Consider the following 24372-nt stretch of genomic DNA (forward strand, 5'->3'; position numbering starts at 1 on the left):
GGGCCGCGAACTCCCGCGGCGGCAAGGGGGTGTTCAAGGGGCGGACGGCGTTGTCTCGCCGTATGGGATCGCGAAGGCCGGTCGGCCGAGGGCGTCTCCTGTCGGTCGCCCGAGGTCGCACCGTAATTCGGTTACGCGACGACGGCCCGGATGCCTAGCATCCGACCATGCCAAGACCTTCCGGCTTCACCTACGCGCAACATCCCGACACCAGCGTGACCATCACCCACCACGGCCGCGCGGCCGGCACGCTGCGCGGTGCGCGCGCCGAGAAGTTCCTCGCCGAGGTCGAGTCGGGCGACGCCCAGCTGGTGATGGCCCGCTGGACCGGTGCGTACAAGCATGGCAACGAGCGCACGGCGCGCAACCACCCGCGCAACCGCCGCCAGGGGTGAGGCCGTGGGACTGATCGAGCGGCTGTGGGGGGTGGGCGAGATGCCCTTCCGTGACGGGCTGTACCGGCCGGACGACACCGGCCTGGCCGTGCACGTCGACGGCCCAGGTGCCTACCACCCGGACGCCGGGCAGCCGATCCCCTTCCGTCTCGGAGCACCGATCGACGTGGCCCGCGCCATCGAGGAGGACGGTGTCACCGAGGCGCACCCCACCTTCGAGAGCCCACTGCCGGACGGAGCGGGACGGATCTGCGGCGGGGGAAGCGGGATGGGCAACATCGGCTATCTCGCCCGTCTCGACGCCGACCGCTCCTTGCGGTGGGTCGCCGTGATGTTCTCCGCCAACCCTTTCGTGGGCGTGCGCCACGAGGGAGGCACGGCCGTCTTCACCAACGACTGGGGAAACCGGCTGGCCCTCGACCTCACCGGGCACGCCTTCGCCTAAGGATTCGTCCACGCGGCCGGGTCCGCGGCGAGCGCCGTGACCGGGGTGGGCAGTTCGGCGCGCGCGACGTCGGCCAGGGACACGCCCTCCAAGATCTGGCGGACGTTCGCCCGCAGCGCGATCCACAGCGGCAACAGCGATTCCGCGGGCCCGCTGTAGGCCAGCTCCGGTGGGCGCACTCCGCGCACCGACACCAAGGGGCCCTCCACGACGCGGATGACGTCGGCGATGCTGATGCTTTCGGCGGTCCTGGCCAGGCGGTAGCCGCCGTTGCCGCCGCGCTGGCTGAGGACGAGACCGCCGCGCCGCATGTCGTTGAGGATGCCTTCGAGAAACTTGTGCGGGATCTCCTGGGCGTCCGCGATGGCCTCGGCCTTCAGCGGCCCGTCGTCCTGGCACGCGGCGAGTTGCAGCGCGGCACGTACCGCGTAGTCCGCCCTGGCTGAGATCCGCATGGCCGCATTATGCTGCACTGCCCTGAACGGCACGTATCGCCCCTGGTCAAGGGGCGGCCTCGCGCAGGGTCCACAGCGGACTTCGGAACAGCGGGTGCAACGGCACCGTGGCGGCGGCCACCGGGAGCACGGCCGGTTGGGCGTGCGGACCCACGATCCGCTCAGACGGCTCAGACGGCTCAGACCGCCGACGGCCGCGCCCACCCCCAGAACCGGTCCGCCCGCCGTGCGCTCGGCGAGGAGCGCGGCCGGCGCGCGCCCCACCGCGTCCGGCAGCTCGGCGGCGGGGGTGCCCTCGTGGCGGAGCGTGCCGTGGGACAGGACCCGGCCGCGCAGGTCCGCCACGCAGGTCCGCCACGCAGAAGGTGGAGTGCGTACGGAGAAGGTGGACTGCGGTACGCCGATGTGGATCCCGGCGGCCACCGGGCCACCGCCGCCCGGCGAGGTCAGGTCCACCGGGATCTGCGGTCGGCCCACGCCGTCGGCCGCCACCAGCCCCGGGACCTCCCGTATCAGGCCGATGCGGGCCAGGTCGGTGCCCTGGCGGGAGACCGCGGCCGGACTGAGCCCGGCGCCGCGGACGATCGCGCTGCGGGGGACCGGGCTTTGGTCGAGGGCGGCGCGCAGCACGGCCGCGGCGTTCGCTTCCCGGTGGGCGTCACCGGAGGTGGGCGGTGCGGAGGTGTGCGGCATGGCTGCCCTTCCGGGAGCGTTCGCGGGGCGGGCGGTGCAACCTGCCCTGTGGGACCGGGATTTGGCGAGCCGGGGTGGCCCGACTCACCCTTGCGATGTCGGGCTCGTTGCAGGGTCGTGAAGCGGGCGGGAGCGACCTTGACCATGCTTCCGGCGGGCGGCCATGCTCCTGGACATGACCGCGATGACCCCGCTCTTCCCGCGGGTCCACGGAGACCTGGGCCGCCTCGCCTCCACGGCGTGTCGCCCGCACGTGGCCTGACCGCCGCTCCGTTCCCTGCCGCGCAGCCACTCGGGCCCTGCCGCGCAGTCACCAGTTCCCCGCCGCGCGGCCACCCGGGCTTTCTGCCCCTCGCGTCCTCACCTCCGCACGCCTCACCTCGGCTGGACAGCCACGCCCTCTGCGCCGCGCTGACCTCTTTCCGCTCCGCGAGCAGCATCCAACGCCCGCCCCACCGAAGGGATTTCGAACCATGACGTCCGCACCCGTAGCAGCAGCCGCAGCACCCGTAGCGCCTGTAGTGGAGGGCCCCGCCCTCACCGTCCAGAAGGTCGGCGGCCGGATCGGCGCGGTGATATCCGGCGTCCGCCTCGGCGGTGACCTGGACGAGACGACCGTGGCCGCCGTGCGCGCCGCGCTCCTGGAGCACAAGGTCGTCTTCTTCCGCGACCAGCAGCACCTGGACGGGGAGAGCCACGAGGCCTTCGCCCGGCTGCTCGGCACCCCCGTCGCCCACCCCACCGTGCCCTCCGTGGACGGCCGTTACGCCCTCGGCATCGACAACGAACACGGCGGACGCGCCAACCAGTGGCACACCGACGTCACGTTCGTGCCCGCCTACCCGGCGTTCTCCATCCTGCGCGCCGAGGTCGTCCCGCCCTACGGCGGCAACACCCTGTGGTCCAACACCGCCGCCGCCTACCGGGACCTGCCCGAGCCGCTGCGGGTCCTCGCCGACAGCGTGCGCGGCGTGCACACCAACGACTACGACTACGCGGCCACCCGCCCCGGCGCCACCTCCGCGGCGCTCGAACAGCACCGGAAGGTGTTCACCGCGGTCACGTTCCAGACCGAGCACCCCGTGGTCCGCGTCCACCCCGAGACCGGTGAACACACGCTGATCCTGGGCAACTTCCTGCAGAAACTCAGCGGGTTCCGCGCCGTCGACTCCCGCGCCCTGATCGGCGTACTCCAGTCGCACGTGGAGCGGCCGGAGAACACCGTGCGCTGGCAGTGGCGCGCGGGCGACGTCGCCATCTGGGACAACCGTGCCACGCAGCACTACGGAGTCGACGACTCCGACGCCCACGAGCGCACCCTGCGCCGCGTCACCGTCGACGGCGACGTGCCGGTCGGCGTCGACGGCCGCCGATCGGTGCTCCTGGCCCCGGAGTCGGTGCCGGAGCCCGGCCATGGGATCGCCTCCGGCGCCTCCACCGACGGTGCGGTCGCGGAGGCCTGAGCGAGGAGGGCGTGTCCCCTTCGGCGGCCACGACCGTGTCCCCTTCGGCCATGATTCGGCACGCCTTCAATAAACCTGCACATCGAATACGCAGCCCAGTCACGCCATTCGGCGAAGACGCCACACAAAGTCCTGTGCATTGACCACAGAACTTTCGCTTTGGTGCGAGAGTGTCCGCTTTGGTGGAGGGAGTCCTTCCGCTCGCTGGATTTCCTTCTGTGAATCTTGTGAAGGAGCTGCCCCCGCGCGGTGAACATGCCTGCACGCAGCGGTGATTCGATGCCGCAGGCGCCGCCGGCCGTCGCTTGGTCGATTGGATGTACGACGTGCGAACGTGCTTTGATCCTGGCCACCGCGGAATTCGCACATCAGGTTCCGCAGTGTTTGGAAACACCTTTGCACCATTCATGAGAAGGGCAGCTCACACCATGAACTACACCCCCCAGGTCGAGACCCTCGAGATTTCCGACGCCGACCTCGACAACGTCTCCGGTGGCCTCGTCGCCGGTGTCGCGGGCAACGTCACCAGCACCGTTGACTCCATCGCCCCGGTCTCGGGCGTCGTCGGCGGCGTCGTCGGCACCGTCGAGGGCGCGACCGGTCTCAACACCGGCGCCGTCACGGGCCTGGCCTCCGGCCTGACCGCTGGTCTCTGAGCCTTCCGCTCACCGAGACGCCATGATTCGTGAGCCCCGGAACCATTGGTTCCGGGGCTCACGGACGCCACAGGCAAAGCAGACGCCACAGGCAAGTAGCCGCCACAGGCAAAGTAAGGGAAGCGTTCCGTGCAGTTCCGCCAACAGGCTCTGTCCAAGCTGCAGTCGCCCGAGGAACTCGACCTGCCGGTGCGCTACGCCCGACCCCAGGGCCTGCTCGTCCTCGCCGTCACCCTCGTCGTCATGGCCGCCGCGAGCATCTGGGCCGTCACCGGCTCGATCTCCTCCACGCTCAAGGCGCCCGGCATCCTCACCCACGGCCAGGGCAGTTACGTCCTGCAGAGCCCCGTCACCGGACAGGTGACCGGCGTCCTGGCCGAAGAAGGCAAGCAGCTCGCCGCCGGCGCTCCCGTGCTCAAGGTCCGTACTGACCGGGGCGACAAGGTCGTACGCTCCATCGCCGCGGGCCGCGTGACCACGCTGGTCGCCAGGATCGGCACCGTCGTCACCACCGGCGACGACGTCGCGACCGTCGAGCGCGCCTCGGGCGACGACGACCCCCTCCTCGCCATGATCTACGTACCCGCGGACAGCGCGGCCACCGTGCCCGTCGGAGCCTCGGTGGACCTCACGGTCCAGTCCGTGCCCGCCCAGGAGTACGGCATGCTGCGCGGCCGCGTGAAGGCGATCGGGCGAGCCGCCCAGAGCGAGCAGAAGATCAGCGGATTCCTCGGCGACAAGGAACTGGCCGAGCAGTTCACCAAGGACGGGCCGCCCGTGGGCGTCCTCGTGCGCCTGGAGAACTCCTCCGGCACCAAGTCCGGCTACAAGTGGTCGACCGCAGGCGGCCCGCCCTTCGAGCTCACCTCCATGACCCTGGCCAGCGGCGCCTTCCACCTCGCCGAGCAGCGCCCGATCGATTGGCTGCTTCCGTGACCGCACCGCACCCCTCCCCGGCGCACCAGCAGCAACTGCCGCCCCCCGGCGGCCGTCGCAGACACCGCCCCGAGCCCCCGCAGCGCGGCCGCCGCCGCGCCGCTCCGCCGCGTCCCGCGGCGAAGGGCAAGCGGCACAAGACCGTCCGTACGCCCACCGTCCTTCAGATGGAGGCCGTGGAGTGCGGCGCCGCCGCCCTCGCCATGGTCCTCGCCCACTACGGACGGCACGTCCCGCTGGAGGAGCTGCGCATCGCGTGCGGCGTCTCGCGCGACGGCTCGCGGGCCAGCAACCTCCTGAAGGCGGCGCGCAGTTACGGCCTCACGGCCAAGGGCATGCAGATGGAACCGGCCGCGCTCGCCGAGGTCAAGGCGCCCGCGATCCTCTTCTGGGAGTTCAACCACTACGTCGTCTACGACGGCATGGGACGCCGCTTCGGCCGCCGCGGCGTGTTCATCAACGACCCCGACAAGGGACGGCGCTTCGTCCCCTCCGAGGACTTCGACACCAGCTTCACCGGTGTCGTCCTGGTCCTCGAACCGGGCGAGAACTTCCGCGCCGGAGGGCGCAGGCCCGGTGTCATGCGGGCGCTTCCCGCGCGGCTGCGCGGCACGACGGGCACCATGCTCGCCGCGCTCTTCGCCAGCCTGCTGCTCGTCGCGGTCGGCGCGGCCCTGCCCGCGCTCAGCCGCACGTACATCGACCTGTTCCTGATCGGTGATCAGACCTCGCTGCTGGGCGCGCTGTTCGCGTCGATGGGCGCGATGGTGGCGCTCACCGTGGTCCTGACCTGGTTGCAACAGGCGAACCTGCTGCGCGGGCGCATCATCTCCTCCACGCTCAGCAGCGCCCGCTTCCTGCGCCATCTGCTGCGCCTGCCCGTCACGTTCTACGCCCAGCGCAGCCCCGCCGACCTCGTCCAGCGCCTCGCGTCCAACGACGCGGTCGCCGAGACCCTGGCGCGCGACCTCACGGCCGCCGGTGTCGACGGCATCGTCGTACTCCTCTACGCGGCCCTGCTGTGGACGTACGATCCCCAGCTCACCCTCGTCGGCGTCGGCATCGCCCTGCTGAACATCGTCGCGATGCGCATCGTCATCCGGCTGCGGGCCACCGGCACACAGAAGCTGCGCGCCGACAGCGCCAAGCTCACCAACACCTCGTACACCGGCCTGCAGTTGATCGAGACCATGAAGGCCACCGGCGGCGAGAACGGCTACTTCCGGCGGTGGGCCGGGCAGCACGCCACCACCCTGGAGGAGCAGCAGCGCCTCGGTGTGCCCAGCGCCTGGCTCGGCGTGGTCGCGCCGACCCTCGCGACGCTCAACAGCGCGCTGATCCTGTGGATCGGCGGCCTGCGCGCGGTGGAGGGGCACCTGTCGATCGGCCTGCTCGTCGCGTTCCAGGCCCTGGTCACCCGCTTCACCGCGCCGATCACCCGCCTCAACGGCGTCGCGGGCCGCATCCAGGACTTCGGCGCCGACGTCGCCCGCCTCAAGGACGTGGAGAACTTCCCCGTCGACGCCCTCTACTCGCGCCCCGAACCGGCCGCGAGCACCCGCCGCCTCAAGGGCCACGTCACCCTCGACGACATCACCTTCGGCTACAGCCCCCTGGACAAGCCGCTCCTGACGGGCTTCTCCCTCTCGGTCGGCCCCGGCCAGCAGGTCGCGCTCGTCGGCGGCTCGGGCAGCGGAAAGTCGACCGTCTCCCGGCTGATCTCGGGGCTCTACAGCCCCTGGGAGGGCACGATCCGCATCGACGGACAGCGCCTGGAGGACATCCCGCGCGGCGCGCTCGCCGCCTCCGTCTCCTTCGTCGACCAGGACGTGTTCCTCTTCGAGGGCACCATCCGCGACAACGTCGCGCTGTGGGACCCCTCCATCCCGGACGACGCCGTCGTCGCCGCCCTCAAGGACGCCTGCCTGTTCGACATCGTGGCCCGCAGGCCCGGCGGCATCCACGGCCGCGTCGAGCAGGACGGCCGCAACTTCTCCGGCGGGCAGCGCCAGCGCCTGGAGATCGCGCGGGCCCTGGTCAGGCGCCCCAGCATCCTCGTGCTCGACGAGGTGACCAGCGCCCTGGACGCTCAGACCGAACAGGTCATCATCGACAACCTGCGCCGCCGCGGCTGCGCCTGCGTCGTCATCGCGCACCGCCTGAGCACCGTGCGCGACAGCGACGAGATCGTCGTCCTCGACCACGGGGTGGTCGTGGAACGCGGCCGCCACGAACACCTCGTCGCCGCGGGCGGACCCTACGCCGACCTGGTCAAGGAGCACTGAGGTGACCTCGGTACCGGAGCAGTACACCCAGGCCGCGTACGACGACGACCCGGTCGCCGCCGCCTTCGGCGCGCTCGGCACCCCGGCCGACTGCACGGGCCTGCGCAGCGTGCACCTCGAAGGCCCGCAGGTGCTGTGGCTGGTCGTGGCCGGGGCGCTCGACCTGTTCGCGGTGGACGCCGTGCAGCAGGGCCACTGGCACTTCCTCGGCCGCCTCGAACCGGGCACCTTGCTGCTCGGCCCCGTCGAAGGCCCCCAGCACACCCTCGTCGGCCGCCCTCTCCAGGGCTGCGAGCTGCGCCGCATCCCGCTGCGCGAGCTCTACCGCCCCGACTACGGCGACACCTGGGCCTACGAACAGCAGTACCCCAGTCAGTACGACACCCAGGACCAGGCCCTCAGCCTCCTGGAGCACGCCTTCGCGCTCGGCATCGGACGCAGCCACCGGGTGCTTTTCGAGGCACCGCTCGACGGCCGCACCATGGCCGACGACGTGGTGACCGACGACGACATCCTCTGGATGCCGGTCGCGCCGGGCAGTGTGCAGTACGGCTCCGCCTACAGCTCACAGGCTGCGGGCGATCTGCTCGTGGATGCCGCCATGTGGCAGCGCATGGTCAACCAGCAGTACCGGCTGCTCTCCACCCTCGACCGCTGGATCGAGCGCCTGGAGCGGGCCCACGAGGACCGCACGGCGGCGGGCATCAAGGCGGGTGAGACGGTCCGCGAACAGGCCGACCGCACCCTGATCGACTCCATCGGCCGCTCCGGCAGGGGCGGTGCGCGCCGCAGCGCATCGCGGGGCGGTGACGACGCCACGTACGCGGCCTGCCGCCTGGTCGCCGAGGCGGCGGGCATCACGCTGTCCGCGGCCGCGGAGGGTGGCGCGGTCAGCGACCGGATCGACCCGGTGGAGCAGGTCGCGGTGGCCTCGCGGATCCGCACCCGCGCCGTACGGCTCGACGGGCGCTGGTGGCGCGAGAACACCGGCCCGCTGGTGGGGCACCGCGCGGCCAGCGGGGCACCGGTCGCGCTGCTGTGGCGGCGCGGCGGCTACGAGTCCGTGCACCCCACGTCCGGACGGCGCACGCGCATCGACAAGACCAACGCGGACGAGTTCGAACCGCAGGGCGTGATGTTCTACCGGCCGCTGCCGGAGAGGTCGTTGACGCCGTGGCGGCTCTTCCGCTTCAGCCTGCGGGGCACCGGCGGCGACGTACGCAATCTGGCGATCGCCGGTCTGGTGACGGTCGCGTTCGGCGCGCTGGTGCCGGTCGCGACGGGCCAGGTCCTTGGCGTGTTCGTCCCGAACGGCGAGAAGAGCCTCATCGTCCAGGTCTCCCTGGCGGTGATGATCACGAGCATCGTCTCGGCGGCCTTCATGCTGCTGCAGAACCTCACCATCCTGCGGATGGAGGGCCGCATGGAAAGCGCCCTCCAACCCGCCGTCTGGGACCGCCTGCTGCGCTTGCCCACCCGTTTCTTCGCCTCGCGCTCCACGGGTGAACTGGCGAGCGCGGCGATGGGCGTCAGCGCGATCCGCCGGGTCCTTTCGGGCATCGGCCCCGTCGCGTTGCAGGCGGGCACGGTCGGCGCGATGAACCTGGTCCTGCTGCTGCTCTACAGCGTCCCACTGGCCCTGGCCGCACTGGGCATGCTGGTGCTGATCGCGGCTGTGTTCCTGACCCTTGGCCTGTGGGAATTGCGCTGGCAGCGCCGCCTGGTGGAGCTCAGCAACAAGCTCAACAACCAGGCGTTCCAGACCCTGCGCGGCCTGCCCAAACTCCGCGTCGCAGGAGCGGAGAGCTTCGCGTACGCGGCATGGGCGGGGGAGTTCGCCCGCAGCCGGGAGCTGCAACAGCGCGCGGGCCGTATCAAGAACGTCACCACGGTCCTCAACTCGGTCTACCTGCCGCTGTGCACGCTCATCATGTTCATCCTCCTGGCGGGCCCGGCCCGCGGCAGCCTCACGGCGGGTGAGTTCCTCACCTTCAGCACGGCGGTGACGATGCTCCTGACGTCCGTCACGCAGCTGACCGGGGCGCTGCTCTCGGCCGCCGCGGTCCTCCCGATGTTCGAGCAGATCAAGCCGGTGCTCGACGAGGCGCCGGAGGTACGGGGCGCGAGCACACAGCCGGGCGAACTGCAGGGCGAGATCGAGGCCCGCGCCCTGTCCTTCCGCTACGCGGACGACGGCCCCCTGGTCCTGGACGACGTCTCCTTGTCCATCCGCCCGGGCGAGTTCGTGGCGGTCGTAGGCCCGAGCGGCTGCGGCAAGTCGACGCTGCTCCGCCTCCTGATCGGCTTCGACAAGCCGGTCTCGGGCAGCGTCCTGTACGACGGCCAGGACCTCTCCGCCCTGGACCAGGCGGCCGTCCGCCGCCAGTGCGGCGTGGTCCTGCAGAACGCCCAGCCGCTCACCGGCTCGATCCTGGACTGCATCTGCGGCGCCGAGACGTTCACGCAGGAGGAGGCGTGGGAGGCCGCGGCGATGGCGGGCCTGGCCGAGGACATCAAGCGCATGCCGATGGGCCTGCACACGATGATCTCCGGCGGCGGAGCGGTCTCCGGCGGCCAGCGCCAACGCCTGATGATCGCCCAGGCGTTGATCCGCCGCCCCCGCGTCCTCTTCTTCGACGAGGCGACCAGCGCCCTGGACAACGAGACGCAACGCACGGTCATCGACAGCACCCGCGCCCTGAACGCCACCCGCATCGTCATAGCCCACCGCCTCTCCACGGTCCTTGACGCGGACCGCGTCATCGTCATGTCAGAGGGCCGCATCGTCCAACAGGGCCCACCCGCCCAGCTGTTGGCGGACACCGGCGGGCGGTTGCATGAGTTGGTGCGGCGGCAGATGCAGTAGCCGACCGTTCGGCAGGGAGTGGTCGCCGGAGCGGCAGGGGGCCGAAGTCGCCGTCTGTCGCCTTACGCCCCGGCCGCGTACCGCCAGAAGTCCCGCATCAGGTCGGGGAAGCCGGGGCCGCCCATCTGCAACTGGCTGAACATGAGCGTGACCGCGCCGGTGGCCGGGGTGATGTGGGCCGTGGTGCCCGTGCCGCCGACCCAGCCGTAGCGTCCCGGCACGTTCCACGGCTGGACCGTCTCGACGTCCACCGCGCCGCCGAATCCCCAGCCCATCCCTTCGAGGAAGAGACCGGCGGACTCCCGCTCGGCGGCGGTGAGTTGATTGGTGGTCATCTGGCGTACGGAAGCGGGCGTGAGCAGACGGTGGCCCTTCGGTGTGGTGCCCTCGGCGAGCAGCATGCGGCCGAAGGCGAGCCAGTCGTCGAGGGTCGAGACGAGGCCGCCGGCGCCGGACGGGAACGGGGGCGGGCTGCTCCACTGCCCGCCCGGGGCGTCGAGCAGTTCCAGGCCGCTTCGGGGGTCGCGCTCGGGTCCGGCCTCCGCCCCGGCCGCGTAATAGCTGGTGAACCGGCCGAGTTTGCCGGGCGGCACGCAGAAGGCGGTGTCGGTCATCCCGAGTGGTTCGAAGATCCGCTCCGCCAGGAACTCGGGCAGTGGCTCGCCTGTGACCCGGGAGATCAGCACGCCCTGGAGGTCGGAGCTGAGGTTGTACAGCCAGCCGTCGCCGGGCTGGTGCAGGAGCGGGATCCGGGACAGCGCGGCCATCCAGGCGTCCGGCGCGGGGACGGCCTGCGGCTGCGGCGGACCCTGCTTGAGTTCGCTGAACAGTGGCGCGAGCGCGGGCAGCGAGAAGTCGGAGGGAAAGCCGTACCCGGTGCGGGAGGCGAGCAGGTGGAACACGGTGATGGGGCGGACCGCCGGGACCACGTCGTCCACCGGCGAGCCCGGGGTGCGGACGACGCTCGGCGACGCCAGCTCCGGCAGCCACTCTCCGACCGGGTCGTCCAGGGCGATGCGGCCCTCCTCGACCAGCATCATGACGGCGGCGGCGACGATGGGTTTGGTCAGCGACGCGATACGGAAGATGGAGTCCCTGGCCATCGGAGCGGTGCCCTCGACATCGACGGACCCGACGGCCGCGACCTCCTCGCCCCGGTCGCCGCGGGCCACCAGGGCCACCGCTCCTGCCACGGAGCTGTTGCTGACGTGCGTCTCCAGGGTCTTGCGCAGATCGGCCATACGTCCACCATCTCAGCCCCCACCGACAGTGGGCTTCATTTCGTGCCGCGCGCGAAAGAGCCCGGCCTGCCGAGCCGTCGGCGCGTCGGCGCCGCGGCCCGGCAGGCCGGGTTGGGTGGTCGGGATGGTGCGGGGTGGTGTGGGGGAGCCACCCCTCAGGGGCTCAGCCCCCGATGTTCACATCGATGCAGGCGTAGAAGGCGTTGGCGGTGTCAGCGATGTTCCACACCGCGAGCACCTTCTGCTTGCCGCTGAGTCCGCCGAAGTCGACCTTGTGCGTGACGGTCTCGCCCGGCTGGGCGCCTCCGTCGTCGACCTCGGCGATCTTGTTGCCGCCGACGAAGTACTGCCAGGTGCTGGTGCTGTGACGTGCCGTCAGCTTCCAGCTGAACTCCTGCGACGAGCCGACATCGGTGACCTTCCAGCCCTTGCCGTCGTCGTCCAGGTCGGCGAAGCGGGCGTTGCCGCCGCTGCACGTCGTCTGCCCCTTGGGGCCTTCGACGCTCTGCGGTTCGTTGGTGATCTCGCCGCAGGACACGGTGCCTGCCGCGCACTGTGCCTGCCGGCTCGGGGGTGAGGAGACGTAGCCGTGCGCGCTGGCCGGGGTGACGGAGGCCAGGACGAGCACGGGCGCGAATCCCGCGCCCAGGGCGGCTGCCAGTTTCTGTTTCTTGTTCATCTCTGTTCCCTCTGGGTGGGGGGATGAGGGGCGAGAGACAACCGGGCGCCTCGGTCGACTCATTGGCCTAGACCATACTGGTTGTCAGGGCTCAGTCAACCCTTCAAGTAATGCGCGTGGTGCGGAAGTTGCGACTGAGGCGCTCCTGGTGCTGTTCGTAGGGCTGTGGCTAGGCGGCGAAGCCCAGCGCCAGGGCGCCGACCACCGGCGCCGCGTACACCAGCGGGAACGGGATGTGCGCGTACCAGCGGGCCCGGACCACGGTGATGACGGCGCCGGCGAAGTACAGCGCCAGGCAGATCCCGGCCGCGACGCCGATGGCCGGCACGATCAGGCCGACCAGCAGGCCCACCGCCCCGGCGGCCTTGGCCGCGCCGAGCCAGGGCAGCCACGAGAGGGGGACGCCGTAGTCGGCCATGGGCTCCACGACCCACTTGGCGCGGAGGAGGGCGGACACGGCCGAGAAGCCCACCATGACGGCGGCCAGGACGGTGACGACAACGTAGGCGGTGGACATCAGAAATGCTCCCATCGGACGGATGCCTGGGCGGAGTGACTCCGGCCGGGCGTCTTGACTGCCTCACTGCTCTGACGGTTCGCGACGCGGGATTGTGACCGGCGAAGACCACTCACGGTGTGACCTGGGGCACGCATGGCCGAAGAGGTCAGGGCGCAAGACGCTGGGACATGTAGGCGAGACAGAAGGCCATTCTGCGGCTCATTCGATCTCCCTAGGGTTGAGGACATCGAGCAGAGCAGCCCGTCCGGGCAGCCGAGCAAGGCATGAATCCAGGGAGCGTTACCGTGCGTGCAGTGACCCAGAAGTCCGTCGGCGGCCCCGAGGTCCTCCAGGTCGTGGAGACCGAACGGCCGAAGCCGCAGGCCGGTGAAGTCCTCGTCAAGGTCCACGCCAGTGCCGTCAACCCGGTGGACGTGGCCGTCAGGTCCGGCGCCTTCCCGCTGCTCGGCGAGCCGCCGTTCGGCGTGGGCTGGGACATCTCCGGAGTGGTCGAAGAGGCGGGCGCCGACGCCGGGTTCGCGGTGGGCGACGAGGTGTACGGGATGCCGCTCTTCCCCCGCGCCGCCACCGGGTATGCCGAGTACGTCGCCGTGCCGTCCGGCGATCTAGCCCGCAAGCCCGCCTCGCTCGACCACGTGCACGCCGCCGCCGTCCCCCTCGCGGCACTCACCGCCTGGCAGGGCCTGGTGGGGGCGGCGGACGTCAAGGAGGGCGACCGGGTGCTGATCCAGCGGGCGGCGGGCGGCGTCGGCCACTTCGCGGTACAGATCGCCAAGGCGCGCGGTGCCCACGTCATCGCGATAGCCAGCGCGGGCCGACACGACTTCGTACGCGGCCTCGGCGCCGACGAGGTCATCGACTACCGGACCACCGACTTCACCGAGGTCGTCAAGGACGTGGACGTACTCCTCGACTCGACGGCCCAGGGCGATCTGTCGCTCGGCGTGGTGCGCCCCGGCGGCGTACTCATCAGCATCCTGGAACACGGTGACCGGGAGCTCGCGGCGCGCGCCGAGGCCGCGGGGCGGCGCTTCTCCGGCGTCCTGGTCGAGCCGGACTCCGCCGGGCTCGACGCGCTCGCCGAACTGATCGACGCGGGCCGGGTCCGTCCCTATGTCGAGGAGACGTTCCCGCTGGCGGAGGCCGGCAAGGCACACGAGCTGGTCGCCGCGGGACACGTACAGGGCAAGATTGTCCTGACGGTCTGAACAGGCCGACCGCACCGGCCGGCACGGCACCTGCGGCACGTGGCACCTGCGGCATCCGGCACCGGCGGCACACGGCACCTGCGGCACGCGGCATCAGGAAGGGCGAGGCCCGATGGACATCCTCACCGAGGCGCTGGCCTCGATGCGCACCGGGCACCCGGCGTCCGTACGGACCAACGGCCGCGCCCCCTGGGGCCTGCGGCTGCCGCCGGTCGCGGGCGCCGGGTTCCACGTGGTGCTGTACGGGACCTGCTGGCTGGTCCCGCTGCCCGACGCGCCGCCCCGCCTCAAGCCGATCCCGCTGAACCCCGGCGACGTGATCTTCCTGCGCGACGGGCGGGGCCACATCCTCGCCGACCACCCCTCCACCCCGGCCGCGGAGCTCAAGGCCCAGCAGTACCAAGGGGGTTCACCGATCGGCTCGGTCACGCTCGGCGGCGAGGGCGCCGAGACCAGCCTGCTGTGCGGCAACTACCACCTGGACCAGGGCCGACCGCACCCCTTGGTGCGCCAGCTGCCCGAGGTGATCCACCTGCCGACGCGGCACGGGCGCCATCCGGAGCTCAGCGCGGCCGTCCAACTCCTCGGCTCCGAGCTGGAGAACCCCCGCGTCGGATCGGACGGCATCGTGCCCACCCTGATCGACTCGCTGCTCCTCTACATCCTGCGGGCCTGGCTGGACGACCAGCCCCCGGCCGCCGCGCAGGGCTGGGCCGCGGCCCTGGGCGACGCGGCGGTCGCGCCCGCCCTGACGGCCATGCACGACGACCCCGCGGCGTCGTGGACGGTCGAGTCGCTGGCGGAGCGGGCCGGTCTGTCCCGCGCCGCGTTCGCCCGGCGGTTCGCCGCACTGGTCGGCGAACCGCCGATGGCCTATCTCACCCGCTGGCGCATGACGACCGCCGCCCGCATGCTGCGCGAGTCCGACGCCCCGCTGACCACCGTGGCCGCCCGGACCGGATACGGCTCGGAGTTCGCCTTCGCCAAGGCCTTCAAACGGGAGTACGGCCTGGCGCCGGGCGGATACCGGCGCCAGAGCCGGGCGGCCTAGGCCCCCGCGGGCTGATAGTCCCCGGCGGGCTGCCGGACGATGACACTGAGGCGGTTGGCGGCGTTGATGAGGGCGATCAGCGACACCAGGGCGGCGAGCTGCTCCTCGTCGTAGTGCTTGGCGGCGTTCGCCCAGACGTCGTCGGTGACACCGCAGGCCGCGTCGGCGATACGGGTGCCCTGCTCGGTCAGCTCCAGGGCGGCGCGCTCGGCGTCGGTGAAGACCTTCGCCTCGCGCCAGGCGGCGACCAGGTTGAGGCGCACGGAGGTCTCACCGGCGTGTGCGGCGTCCTTGGTGTGCATGTCGGTGCAGAAACCGCAGCCGTTGATCTGGCTCGCGCGGAGCATCACCAGGTCCTGGGTGGCGGTCGGCAGCGTCGACTCCGAGATGATCACCCTGCTCGCCGAGGCGATGTGCTTCAGGGACTTGGCCGCGAGCGGGCTGCCGAAGAGGTTCAAGCGGGCTTCCATGGTGCACTCCTAGCCGTTGGTGGCGGATACACCTCCTACACGGGTCGGCTCGGCGCGAATCGACAGCGCAGAGGGTGACGTGCGTCTCGCCGGGGCGTCCCGACGCTGATGCGGCCACGTCCTGGTCACACGGCCACGTCCCGCTCACAGGGCCACGGCGATCGCCGCCGTCACCCCGACGACCACAATCAGCCCGCGCAGCACGGCGGGTGAAAGGCGGCGGCCCACGCGCGCGCCGAGCAGACCGCCCAGCGTCGAGCCGACGGCGATCACACCGACCACCTTCCAGTCGACGGTCGTCACCGCGATGAAGATGACCGCGGCTACGCCGTTCACGATGGACGCCAGGACGTTCTTGACGGCGTTCAGGCGCTGCAGGTCGTCACGGAGGAACGACCCGAACAGGCCCATGAGGAGCACTCCTTGGGCCGCGCCGAAGTACCCGCCGTAGACGCCGGTGACCAGGACACCGCTCCACAGCGGAACACCGCCGTCCGCACGGCCGGGGCTGTCGCGCCGCGCGAGCCACTTCTGCAGCCGGGGCTGAAGGAGCACCAGTACGCAGGCGATCAGGATCAGCACCGGCACCGCGGCCCGGAACGTGTCGGCGGGCAGCTTCAGGAGCAGTACCGCTCCTATGACGGCGCCCAGGAGCGAGGCGAAGCCCAGCTTGACGAGGCGGGACCGCTGCCCCTTGAGCTCGGCGCGATATCCGTACGCCGCGCTGATGACGCCCGGGACGAGTCCGACGGTGTTGGAGACGTTGGCGAGGACGGGCGGGTATCCGAAGGCGAGCAGCGTGGGGAAGGTGATCAGGGTGCCGGAGCCGACCACCGCGTTGATGCCGCCGGCCGCGACGGCCGCGGCCGCGATGGCCACTGTCTCGAGTGCGTGCATGGATCGCCCTTCCCGGGACGGTCGGCGTACCGGAGCGCGGCCCGGGACGGAAGCGTCTGGTGCGGAGCCGACGGGTCGGCACCCGGCCCGGCACGCGCACCCTCCGGATGGTGTGCGTGCCGGGCCGGGTTGCCGCCCTGGGCCCGGGAAGATCGTCCCGCCCGCCCAACACCCAAGTCAATCCTCGGATTTCCTTGCAGACCCCCAAGCTGTAGCTTCACTCTCCATGACCCTCGACGACCTGCGTGTCTTCGTCGCCGTCTGCCGAACGGGCAGCCTCAGCGCCGTCGCCCGCGACCTTTCCTGTACGCAGCCCGCGGTCAGCCAGCACATCAAGCGCCTGGAGCGGGAGCTGGGGCTCAGCCTGCTCGAACGCCACCCGCGCGGCGTCGTGCCCACCCCGGCCGGACTGCTCCTGCAGAACGCGGCGGCAGGCGGACTCGGCGACATCGACCACGCCCTGCGCCGGCTGAGAGACCTGGTGCGGGGTGAGGCCGGGGCGGTGCGGATCACCACCGGCGCCACCACGGTGCGGCACTTCATGTCCGACGCGATCGTGGCCTTCCGCCGGCGCCATCCCCGGGTGAGTCTCGAATTCCAGACCGCGCACTCCAGCCGCAGCTGCTTCGACGCCCTCATCGCGGGCGGCCTCGACCTGGCCTGGATCAGCCTCGGCGCACCGGTGAAGGGCATCGAGCAACGCCCCGTCATCGAACTTCCCTGGGTGCTTGCCGTCCACCGCGACGACGCCCTCGCGACGAAGCCGCTGATCACCACGGACGACCTGGCCGGAATCCAGCTCATCGGGCTTCCGGAGAGCACGACCTCCCGCGCGCGCCTGGACGCCTGGTTCACCGAGCGCGGCATCAGCCCGGCCTCCGACACCAGCGTCGCCGACTGGGACACCGCCCTGCTGCTCGCCGAACTCGGCCTGGGCCATGCGATCGTCCCCGACCTGCCGGGCTGGCGCGGTCCTGCCCACCCCGATCTGCGCCTGATCCCCATCCCGGAACTGCCCACCCTGTGGACCGGCTGGGCGGTGCGCCGCTGGGACGCGCTGTCGCCCCTGGCCAAAGCCTTCGCCGACATGGTCAGCCACACCTGCCCGGGCGCCCGCGTTCCCCGGCAGGCGTCGGAGGAGATTGTCAGTGGCCGTCTGTAGCGTTCAGTGACTTGTATCAGTGAGTACGAGGGGGAGTGGCATGGCTGTTGTCGAGGGGGGCGGCTGGGCGGGTCTCGGCTGGGACGGCTGGCGGGATCTCGCGCTGGTGCGTGAGCGGCTCGAGCGCGGGGCCGACCCGCACGGGTGGGGCGCCGGCCGCCCCTTGCACCGGGCGGCTGTGTCCGGTTCACCCGAGGTGGTCGCCGAACTGGCCCGCCGCGTCGACGACGTCGACGCGGAGGAGGAGGGCTGTACCGCTCTGTGGGCCGCGGTCCTGTCCGACCGCGCGGACAACGCCCGTGTCCTGGCCGCGGCCGGGGCCGACCCGTGGCGGCCCATGCTGGCGGGCTGGTCCCCGGGCCGGCTCAGCCTGGCGGGGCCGACCCCGGACCTCTTCAGGGTTCCCTCCGGCGAGCGCGGCCTGACCCCGGCGGAGTCCGCTGCCGCGACGGAGGGCAGACGGCTGACCGCGGCCCTTGGCGACCTCGACGTCGACGGCACGGGCCTGGCGTGCGTGGCCGGGATCGACGTGGCCGAGGCCGCGCGCCGACTGGGCGCCGAGCCCTACGAAGATCCCGAGCTGGACACCTTCGTGGCGGACCCCTGGTCGTACGACATGGACGAGTTCCTGCCGGTCATCGGCGCCACCGACGTGCCGGGCGGCTGCGTCCTCACCCAGCCCTGGGGCTACGCACCGGAGATGCCCGGGGTGCTGACCCTGCTCTCCGCGGGCACCGTCTGCTACGGCCTCTATGCCAACCCCAAGAGCGGCAACCAGGGCAGCATCGCCCGCGACGGCGTCATGGAAGGCGGGGACCTGCACCCCGGAGGCGGACCCGACGCGGAGGATTCCGCCGAGGAAGTCCTCGCCTCCTACCTCTACCGCCACAACGCCGTCGCCTACTCCTGCGCCTACGTCGGCCTGCGACCGACCGACGCCCGCGCCGTCACCGGCCCGCCCGACATATGGCTCGAGCTGCCCCGGCGCGACTACTGGAACTGAGCACCGGGCGCGCCGCCCATCGGCTTCCGGGCCCTCAGCCCTTGAGGCCCACCGTCGCGCACGCCGCCTTGAGCTCGGGCGTGCAGATCTCCTTGACCTTGTAGATGCCGTCCTCGATGACCGTGGACTTGATGGTGTCCCGCGTCAGGGGGCGCACCGAGACAAGAAGGGAGGGGATGTTCTTCGTGGTGGCGTTCTCGGACCTGTCCCCGGCCAGGGCGTCGTACTCGACCATGCGGCCCTGGGCGATCCGGACCGCCATCTGCGCGGCGCCGACGGCCTCTTCGGGGTAGGGCTTGTAGACGGTCATGTACTGCTCGCCCGTGACGACGCGCTGCACGGCCGGCAGTTCCGCGTCCTGCCCGGTGACCGGCGGCAGGTCGGTGAGGCCCGCGGCCTTGAGGGCCTTGATGACCCCGCCCGCCATGCCGTCGTTGGCGGAGTAGACGGCGGCGATGTTGTCCTTGCCCAGCTCGGTGATGGCCTCGGACATGTGGACGCCGGCCGTCTTCGGCTTCCAGCCCACGGTGTCGTACGACTTGGCGATCTCCACCTGGTTCTTGAGCTGGGAGAGTGCGCCTTCCTTGAAGACGGGCGCGTTCGGGTCGGTCGGCGAACCGTTGATCATGACGATCTTGCTGTTCCGGCGGTTCTCGCTGCTGAGCGCCTTCAGGATGGCCTGGCCCTGCACCTGGCCGACCAGTTCGTTGTCGAAGGCCACGTACCCGGAGACGGGTCCCTCGGCGAGCCGGTCGTAGGCGATGACGGGGATGTCCGCTTCCTTCGCCTTCTTGACCGAGGGCGCGATCTTCTTCGCGTCCACCGCGCTCACCAGGATCACGTCGACCTTGTCGGCGACCATCTGGTCCAGCTGGCTGCTCTGCTTGGCGGCGTCCTCGCCGGCGTTGGCGTAGACGAGCTTGCCCTTGCCGTTGGTGAGCTTCTTGACCTGCTTCTCGATGATGGGGTGGTCGAACTTCTCGTAGCGAGCCGTCTCCGCCTCGGGCAGGAGCAGACCGACGGTGACCTCGTCACCCTTCCTCTCGGTCTGTTTTCCGTCGTCGTCGGAGCCCAGCAGGCTGCCGCATGCGGCAAGCGAGAGTGCCAAGGCGCTCACGGATACGACGACGGCGGCTTCACGCGTACGGGTTCTCATTCGCCCACTTCCTCGATCGGACCGCTTCGTCGTGGTCCGAGGTGGCTGAAAGCCAACCCCGGAGGGTTCCCGGCGTCAAGGAGTCAATGCATAACGAGATTGCAATGGAATGTGCGTTTCAGTATTGAACTGTCCAGTATTTACACGTGACAACAGCGGTGTCCGTAAGGGAAGGGAGGGGTGGCGGAGGGGAGTGGAGGGCGTCGCGGGGGAGCTGCCCCCTCTGCTCGGCGGCCGGCGGAGGTCCCCGGCGTCCACTTGTTGTCGGATGCGCACACGTGTGACCCGGCGTCGGCGATGCGGCCGGCCTGGGCCGACCCGGCTGAGCCGCTCCCGCGGCGGTACGGGGCCCGCGTTCACTCCCGTCGAGGCCGCAGGCCCCTCCTGGGAGGCCCGTAGATTTCCGCAATGTGGCGCGGTCCGGCGGCCGGTCGGGCGAAATATGTCGAGGTTGCTCGTGCCGTGAAGGCCATCTCGTGCTACTGTTGATCGTAGTTGCAGTTGTGGTTCCCATAAGACTTCAAGTGCCTTTGGTGGACAATTCCGCCGGGCACTTTTGTATTTCCGGAAGAAGTTTTCCGGACGGGGCAATCAACGTGGCGACGCCGGGGTCCGCACAGTGCGGGTCCCGGGCTTGCCCCGAAGGAGATATTTAGTATGGCTACTGGCACCGTGAAGTGGTTCAACTCGGAAAAGGGCTTCGGCTTCATCGAGCAGGAGGGTGGCGGCCCCGACGTCTTCGCCCACTACTCGAACATCGCCACCCAGGGCTTCCGTGAGCTTCAGGAAGGCCAGAAGGTGAACTTCGATGTCACTCAGGGCCAGAAGGGCCCGCAGGCCGAGAACATCGTTCCTGCCTGACGCTGAAGCGTAAGACGACGCTGGTGCCCGCACCTCTCGGTGCGGGCACCAGCTCGTTGCTGTTTACAGAAGTTTGTCTTTTATTCGGCTCGTGCTTGCAATTCGTTCGGTTGAAATCCACCGAGAATTCCTCGATGCGTGCCATATCGAGGAAGGTTCTCCGTGAACCGTTCAGCTCGCCCGAACGACCGCTATTCCAATCCCCGCAACGGCGGCGGCTCCCGCGGTGGTAGCACCCGTCAGGGTGGCCCCCGTCCCGGTAATCGCTCCGGCGGCCAGGGGCGTCGTCCCGCTGCCCCGCAGGGTGAGTTCGCCCTGCCGGTCACCGTCACCCCGGGTCTCCCGGCGGCGGAGACCTTCGCCGAGCTCGACATGCCGGCCCAGCTGCTGAAGACGCTCACCGATCTCGGCGTGACCGAGCCGTTCCCGATCCAGGCGGCCACGCTGCCGAACGCCCTCGCGGGCCGGGACGTACTGGGCCGCGGCCGCACCGGCTCCGGCAAGACCCTCGCCTTCGGGCTCCCGCTCCTCGTGCGCACCGCAGGTCAGCGCGCCGAGTCGAAGCGGCCCCTCGCCCTGGTCCTCGTACCCACCCGGGAGCTCGCCCAGCAGGTCACCGAGGCGCTCACTCCCTATGCTCGTGCCCTGAAGCTCAAGCTGGCCACCGTGGTCGGCGGCATGTCCATCGGCCGGCAGGCCGGCGCGCTGCGGTCCGGTGCCGAGGTGCTGGTCGCGACGCCCGGTCGCCTCAAGGACCTCATCGAGCGCAAGGACTGCCGCCTGGACCGGGTGAGCATCACCGTCCTGGACGAGGCCGACCAGATGGCCGACATGGGCTTCATGCCCCAGGTCACCGAACTGCTCGACCAGGTGCGCCCCGACGGCCAGCGGATGCTGTTCTCGGCCACGCTCGACCGCAACGTCGACCTGCTGGTGCGCAGCTACCTCCACGACCCCGTGGTCCACTCCGTCGACCCCTCCAAGGGCGCGGTCACCACGATGGAGCACCACGAACTGCACGTGCACGGCGCCGACAAGATGGCGACCGCCACCGAGATCGCGGCCCGCGACGGCCGGGTGATCATGTTCCTGGACACCAAGCACGCCGTCGACCAGTTCACCAAGCACCTGATGGGCAGCGGCGTACGCGCCGCGGCGCTGCACGGCGGCAAGTCCCAGCCGCAGCGCACCCGCACCCTGGCCCAGTTCAAGACCGGCGCCGTGACGGTCCTGGTCGCCACGAACGTCGCGGCCCGCGGCATCCACGTCGACAACCTCGACCTGGTCGTGAACGTCGACCCGCCCAGCGACCACAAGGACTACCTGCACCGCGGCGGCCGTACGGCCCGCGCCGGTGAGTCCGGCAGCGTCGTCACCCTGGTCACGCCGGGCCAGCGCCGCGACATGAGCCGCCTGATGTCCGCCGCCGGTATTCGGCCGCAGATCACCCAAGTCCGCTCCGGCGAGGCCGCGTTGAGCCGCATCACCGGTGCGAAGGCGCCCTCCGGAGTGCCGATCGGCGGCAGCGCGCCCAGCACCGAGCGTCCCAAGCGCGGCGGCGCCCCCTTCCGGGGGATGGGTACGCGTCCGGGGCAGCCCGGCCGCTCCGGCGGCGGCTCCCGCCGGACTGCCGAATCCCGCGAGATGGCGGAGGCCCGCAAGGCCGCACGGGTGCGTCGCGCCGCCTGAGCAGAGTTCTTGACCTGAGGGTCAAGAACGGCCTAGTCTCTGTTCATGGGAAGGCCGAAGCAGTTCGATCCGGACGCCGCCGTCGAGCGGGCCATGGACGTGTTCTGGCGCAAGGGGTATGCCGCCACCACGCCCCAGGACCTCGTCGACGCGCTCGGCATCGGCAAGGGCAGTCTCTACAACACCTTCGGCAGCAAGCACGCTCTGTTCGAGCGGGCGCTGCGCCGCTACCGCGACAGTCAGGCCGCGGCTCTCATCGAGATGCTCGAGGAGTCGGGGCCCGTGAAGGAGCGGTTGCGCGCGGCGCTGTGGCTGCTCGTCGAAATGGATCTCGCCGACCCGGACCGGCGCGGCTGCATGGCGGTGAACACCGCGGCGGAGCTGGCCGGGACGGACGAGGTGGCGGCCGACCTGGTCCGGCGCATGTTCGACCGCACCGAGGAGGCCTTCTCCGTACTGGTGGAGAAGGGGCAGCGGGCCGGGGAGATCTCCCCGGCTCGTGACGCCCGCGCCGTCGGGAGCCTGCTGCTGACCACGGTCGTCGGCCTGCGGTTGATGGCGCGGGTCGTGGAAGGGCCGGAGCGTCTTTCCCGGGTGATCGAGGCGACGGTCGACTCTCTCTGACGGTTCTCGTCGGTCCGTCGGTCCGCCGGTTCGCCGGTCCGCCGGGTTCGGGCAGTTCTGCGTACGGAGTTCAGTGGGTCCTTGGCTGCTGACGTGTACCCATGTTTTGTACCTGTAGGTAAAGAAACTTTCGTCCGAAGGAGCTGGAACAGCATGAAGCTCGACCTCAACGGAAAGACCGCCGTCGTCACCGGTGCCAGCCGCGGGATCGGCCTGGCCACCGTCAGGACGCTGATCGACGAGGGTGTACGCGTCGTGGGCGCGGCCCGCACCATCACCCCCGAGCTCAAGGAGGCGGGTGCCTTCGCCGTCTCGGCCGACCTCAGCACCCCGGAGGGCGTGGCCGTGCTCATGGACGGTGCCTTCGCCGAGCTGGGCGGCATCGACCTGCTGGTGAACAATGTCGGCGCCGGTGAAGCGGTGGAGCCGGTCGGCTTCCTCGACACCGACGACGCGCAGTGGCAGGGCGTCTTCGACCTCAACCTGCTCAGCGCGGTGCGCACAAGTCGCGCGGCGCTGCCCAGTCTCATCGAGCGACGCGGTGCGATCGTGAACGTCTCGTCCATCAACTCCCGCCTGCCCGCGGCCGGTCCCGTCGCCTACAGCGCGGCCAAGTCGGCACTCACCTCGCTGGGCAAGTCGCTGGCCGAGGAGTTCGGGCCGCGGGGCGTGCGGGTCAACACCGTCTCGCCCGGCGTGGTGCGCACCGCCATCTGGGAGGACCCCGACGGCTTCGGCGGCAAGCTCGCGGCCGGTGCGGGGGTCGAGCACGGGGCGTTCCTCGAGCGGATCCCGGAGGCGTTCAACATCACCAGTGGGCGGATCACCGAGCCGCAGGAGGTGGCGTCACTGATCGCGTTCCTGCTCTCGGGCGTGGCGGGCAACGTCACCGGCGCGGACTACGTGATCGACGGAGGCACGGTCAAGACGGTGTGATGGTGCAGCTGCCTCCCTTCATGGCTAACTGGTTTGCCTAAAAGCTTTAGGCAATTGCATAATCGGTTGGGTCGAAGGAGAGGAAGGGCATGGTTCGCGCAGGACTGACCACGGAGCGCCTGGCCCGGGCCGGGGCGGAGCTGGCCGACGAGGTCGGCTTCGAGCAGGTGACCGTCTCGGCTCTGGCCAGACGGTTCGACGTCAAGGTCGCGAGCCTCTACTCGCACCTGAAGAGCTCCCAGGACCTCAAGACGAGGATCGCCCTCCTCTCCCTGGAGGAACTCGCCGACCGGGGCGCGGCGGCCCTGGCCGGGCGGGCCGGCAAGGACGCCCTGACCGCGTTCGCCGACGTCTACCGCGACTACGCCCGGGAGCACCCCGGGCGCTATGCCGCGGCCCAGTTCAGGCTCGACCCGGAGGCGGCGGCCGCCAGTGCCGGAGGCAGGCACTCGACGATGACCCGGGCGATCCTGCGCGGCTACGACCTGACGGAGCCCGACCAGACCCACGCGGTCCGGATGCTGGGCAGCGTCTTCCACGGCTACGTCAGCCTGGAAATGGCGGGCGGCTTCAGCCACAGCCAACCCGGCTCGCAGGAATCGTGGTCACGCATCCTGGACGCCCTCGACGCCCTGTTGCGGAACTGGCCCGCTCCGTGACGCCGTGGGCCGCGCCCCGGCA

Annotated in this window: 23 protein-coding genes; 16 read left to right on the top strand and 7 right to left on the bottom strand. The window is 70.7% G+C overall.

Features of this window, described 5'->3' with window-relative positions; all coding sequences use genetic code 11:
* The first annotated feature begins 167 nt into the window (after positions 1-167).
* Together ACZ6ZP_RS24355 and ACZ6ZP_RS24360 are read left to right on the top strand one after the other, a co-directional pair.
* Complete coding sequence (locus tag ACZ6ZP_RS24355; protein WP_469408343.1) at positions 168-395, top strand: hypothetical protein; 228 nt, start codon at positions 168-170, stop codon at positions 393-395.
* Between the two features lie 4 nt (positions 396-399).
* Entirely contained in the window at positions 400-840 is a 441-nt protein-coding gene (locus ACZ6ZP_RS24360) for a hypothetical protein (protein WP_469408344.1), read from the top strand.
* On the opposite strand, the gene ACZ6ZP_RS24365 is transcribed toward ACZ6ZP_RS24360, so the two are convergent.
* On the bottom strand, positions 837-1295 hold the full coding sequence (locus ACZ6ZP_RS24365; RefSeq protein ID WP_351164490.1) for an RrF2 family transcriptional regulator: 459 nt from the start codon (positions 1293-1295) through the stop codon (positions 837-839). The two genes, ACZ6ZP_RS24360 and ACZ6ZP_RS24365, sit on opposite strands and share 4 nt — an antisense overlap.
* Positions 1296-2461: 1166 nt before the next feature.
* On the opposite strand from ACZ6ZP_RS24365, the gene ACZ6ZP_RS24370 reads away from it, so the two are divergent.
* From ACZ6ZP_RS24370 to ACZ6ZP_RS24390, 5 genes are all read left to right on the top strand, one after another.
* On the top strand, positions 2462-3451 hold the full coding sequence (locus ACZ6ZP_RS24370) for a TauD/TfdA dioxygenase family protein (protein ID WP_469408346.1): 990 nt from the start codon (positions 2462-2464) through the stop codon (positions 3449-3451).
* Between the two features lie 428 nt (positions 3452-3879).
* Entirely contained in the window at positions 3880-4107 is a 228-nt protein-coding gene (locus ACZ6ZP_RS24375) for a type A2 lantipeptide (protein WP_351164427.1), read from the top strand.
* Positions 4108-4236: 129 nt separating this feature from the next.
* Positions 4237-5043, top strand: coding sequence for an HlyD family efflux transporter periplasmic adaptor subunit (locus ACZ6ZP_RS24380; RefSeq protein ID WP_351164428.1), 807 nt, complete (start codon positions 4237-4239; stop codon positions 5041-5043).
* A complete protein-coding gene (locus ACZ6ZP_RS24385; protein WP_469408349.1) occupies positions 5040-7328 on the top strand; it encodes an NHLP family bacteriocin export ABC transporter peptidase/permease/ATPase subunit in 2289 nt (762 codons plus the stop codon). The genes ACZ6ZP_RS24380 and ACZ6ZP_RS24385 overlap by 4 nt, the downstream gene beginning before the upstream one ends.
* A 1-nt stretch (position 7329) precedes the next feature.
* Entirely contained in the window at positions 7330-10194 is a 2865-nt protein-coding gene (locus ACZ6ZP_RS24390; protein WP_469408352.1) for an NHLP bacteriocin export ABC transporter permease/ATPase subunit, read from the top strand.
* Between the two features lie 62 nt (positions 10195-10256).
* On the opposite strand, the gene ACZ6ZP_RS24395 is transcribed toward ACZ6ZP_RS24390, so the two are convergent.
* The 3 genes from ACZ6ZP_RS24395 to ACZ6ZP_RS24405 all read right to left on the bottom strand — a co-directional run bounded on the left by ACZ6ZP_RS24395 (position 10257) and on the right by ACZ6ZP_RS24405 (position 12631).
* Positions 10257-11435, bottom strand: coding sequence for a serine hydrolase domain-containing protein (locus ACZ6ZP_RS24395; protein WP_469408354.1), 1179 nt, complete (start codon positions 11433-11435; stop codon positions 10257-10259).
* Between the two features lie 163 nt (positions 11436-11598).
* Positions 11599-12114 carry a lytic polysaccharide monooxygenase auxiliary activity family 9 protein gene (locus ACZ6ZP_RS24400; RefSeq protein ID WP_351164432.1) on the bottom strand — a complete coding sequence of 172 codons (516 nt, stop codon included), beginning with the start codon at positions 12112-12114 and terminating at the stop codon, positions 11599-11601.
* 169 nt (positions 12115-12283) lie between these two features.
* Positions 12284-12631 carry a DoxX family protein gene (locus ACZ6ZP_RS24405; RefSeq protein ID WP_351164433.1) on the bottom strand — a complete coding sequence of 116 codons (348 nt, stop codon included), beginning with the start codon at positions 12629-12631 and terminating at the stop codon, positions 12284-12286.
* A gap of 287 nt (positions 12632-12918) precedes the next feature.
* Here ACZ6ZP_RS24405 and ACZ6ZP_RS24410 point away from each other — a divergent pair, with 287 nt between their 5' ends.
* Together ACZ6ZP_RS24410 and ACZ6ZP_RS24415 are read left to right on the top strand one after the other, a co-directional pair.
* Positions 12919-13842 carry an NADP-dependent oxidoreductase gene (locus ACZ6ZP_RS24410; protein WP_469408356.1) on the top strand — a complete coding sequence of 308 codons (924 nt, stop codon included), beginning with the start codon at positions 12919-12921 and terminating at the stop codon, positions 13840-13842.
* Between the two features lie 112 nt (positions 13843-13954).
* Positions 13955-14893: an AraC family transcriptional regulator gene (locus ACZ6ZP_RS24415; RefSeq protein WP_351164435.1), complete on the top strand. Its 939-nt coding sequence runs from the start codon at positions 13955-13957 to the stop codon at positions 14891-14893.
* Here ACZ6ZP_RS24415 and ACZ6ZP_RS24420 read toward each other — a convergent pair.
* Positions 14890-15363, bottom strand: coding sequence for a carboxymuconolactone decarboxylase family protein (locus ACZ6ZP_RS24420; RefSeq protein WP_383821145.1), 474 nt, complete (start codon positions 15361-15363; stop codon positions 14890-14892). The genes ACZ6ZP_RS24415 and ACZ6ZP_RS24420 overlap by 4 nt on opposite strands.
* A gap of 144 nt (positions 15364-15507) precedes the next feature.
* Positions 15508-16260 (bottom strand): sulfite exporter TauE/SafE family protein, encoded by a 753-nt coding sequence (locus ACZ6ZP_RS24425; RefSeq protein ID WP_361470996.1) that lies wholly within the window; start codon positions 16258-16260, stop codon positions 15508-15510.
* A 226-nt stretch (positions 16261-16486) separates the two neighbouring features.
* On the opposite strand from ACZ6ZP_RS24425, the gene ACZ6ZP_RS24430 reads away from it, so the two are divergent.
* Positions 16487-17422, top strand: a complete 936-nt coding sequence (locus ACZ6ZP_RS24430) for a LysR family transcriptional regulator (RefSeq protein WP_469408360.1) — start codon at positions 16487-16489, stop codon at positions 17420-17422.
* Positions 17423-17462: 40 nt separating this feature from the next.
* Entirely contained in the window at positions 17463-18425 is a 963-nt protein-coding gene (locus ACZ6ZP_RS24435; protein WP_469408362.1) for an ankyrin repeat domain-containing protein, read from the top strand.
* 34 nt (positions 18426-18459) lie between these two features.
* Here ACZ6ZP_RS24435 and ACZ6ZP_RS24440 read toward each other — a convergent pair whose 3' ends face one another.
* Positions 18460-19581 (bottom strand): sugar ABC transporter substrate-binding protein, encoded by a 1122-nt coding sequence (locus ACZ6ZP_RS24440; RefSeq protein ID WP_468615923.1) that lies wholly within the window; start codon positions 19579-19581, stop codon positions 18460-18462.
* Between the two features lie 657 nt (positions 19582-20238).
* Here ACZ6ZP_RS24440 and ACZ6ZP_RS24445 point away from each other — a divergent pair.
* The 5 genes from ACZ6ZP_RS24445 (at position 20239) to ACZ6ZP_RS24465 (ending at position 24350) form a co-directional block, all read left to right on the top strand.
* The gene (locus tag ACZ6ZP_RS24445; protein WP_100598391.1) at positions 20239-20442 is read left to right on the top strand and encodes a cold-shock protein; all 204 of its coding nucleotides are present in this window, start codon (positions 20239-20241) and stop codon (positions 20440-20442) included.
* A 162-nt stretch (positions 20443-20604) separates the two neighbouring features.
* On the top strand, positions 20605-22131 hold the full coding sequence (locus tag ACZ6ZP_RS24450) for a DEAD/DEAH box helicase (protein WP_351164441.1): 1527 nt from the start codon (positions 20605-20607) through the stop codon (positions 22129-22131).
* A gap of 45 nt (positions 22132-22176) precedes the next feature.
* A complete protein-coding gene (locus ACZ6ZP_RS24455) occupies positions 22177-22755 on the top strand; it encodes a TetR/AcrR family transcriptional regulator (protein WP_351164442.1) in 579 nt (192 codons plus the stop codon).
* Between the two features lie 153 nt (positions 22756-22908).
* Positions 22909-23691 carry an oxidoreductase gene (locus tag ACZ6ZP_RS24460; RefSeq protein WP_351164443.1) on the top strand — a complete coding sequence of 261 codons (783 nt, stop codon included), beginning with the start codon at positions 22909-22911 and terminating at the stop codon, positions 23689-23691.
* An 89-nt stretch (positions 23692-23780) separates the two neighbouring features.
* Entirely contained in the window at positions 23781-24350 is a 570-nt protein-coding gene (locus ACZ6ZP_RS24465; RefSeq protein ID WP_351164444.1) for a TetR/AcrR family transcriptional regulator, read from the top strand.
* The last annotated feature ends 22 nt before the right edge of the window (positions 24351-24372 follow it).

Source organism: Streptomyces sp. NPDC054047 (assembly GCF_055585065.1).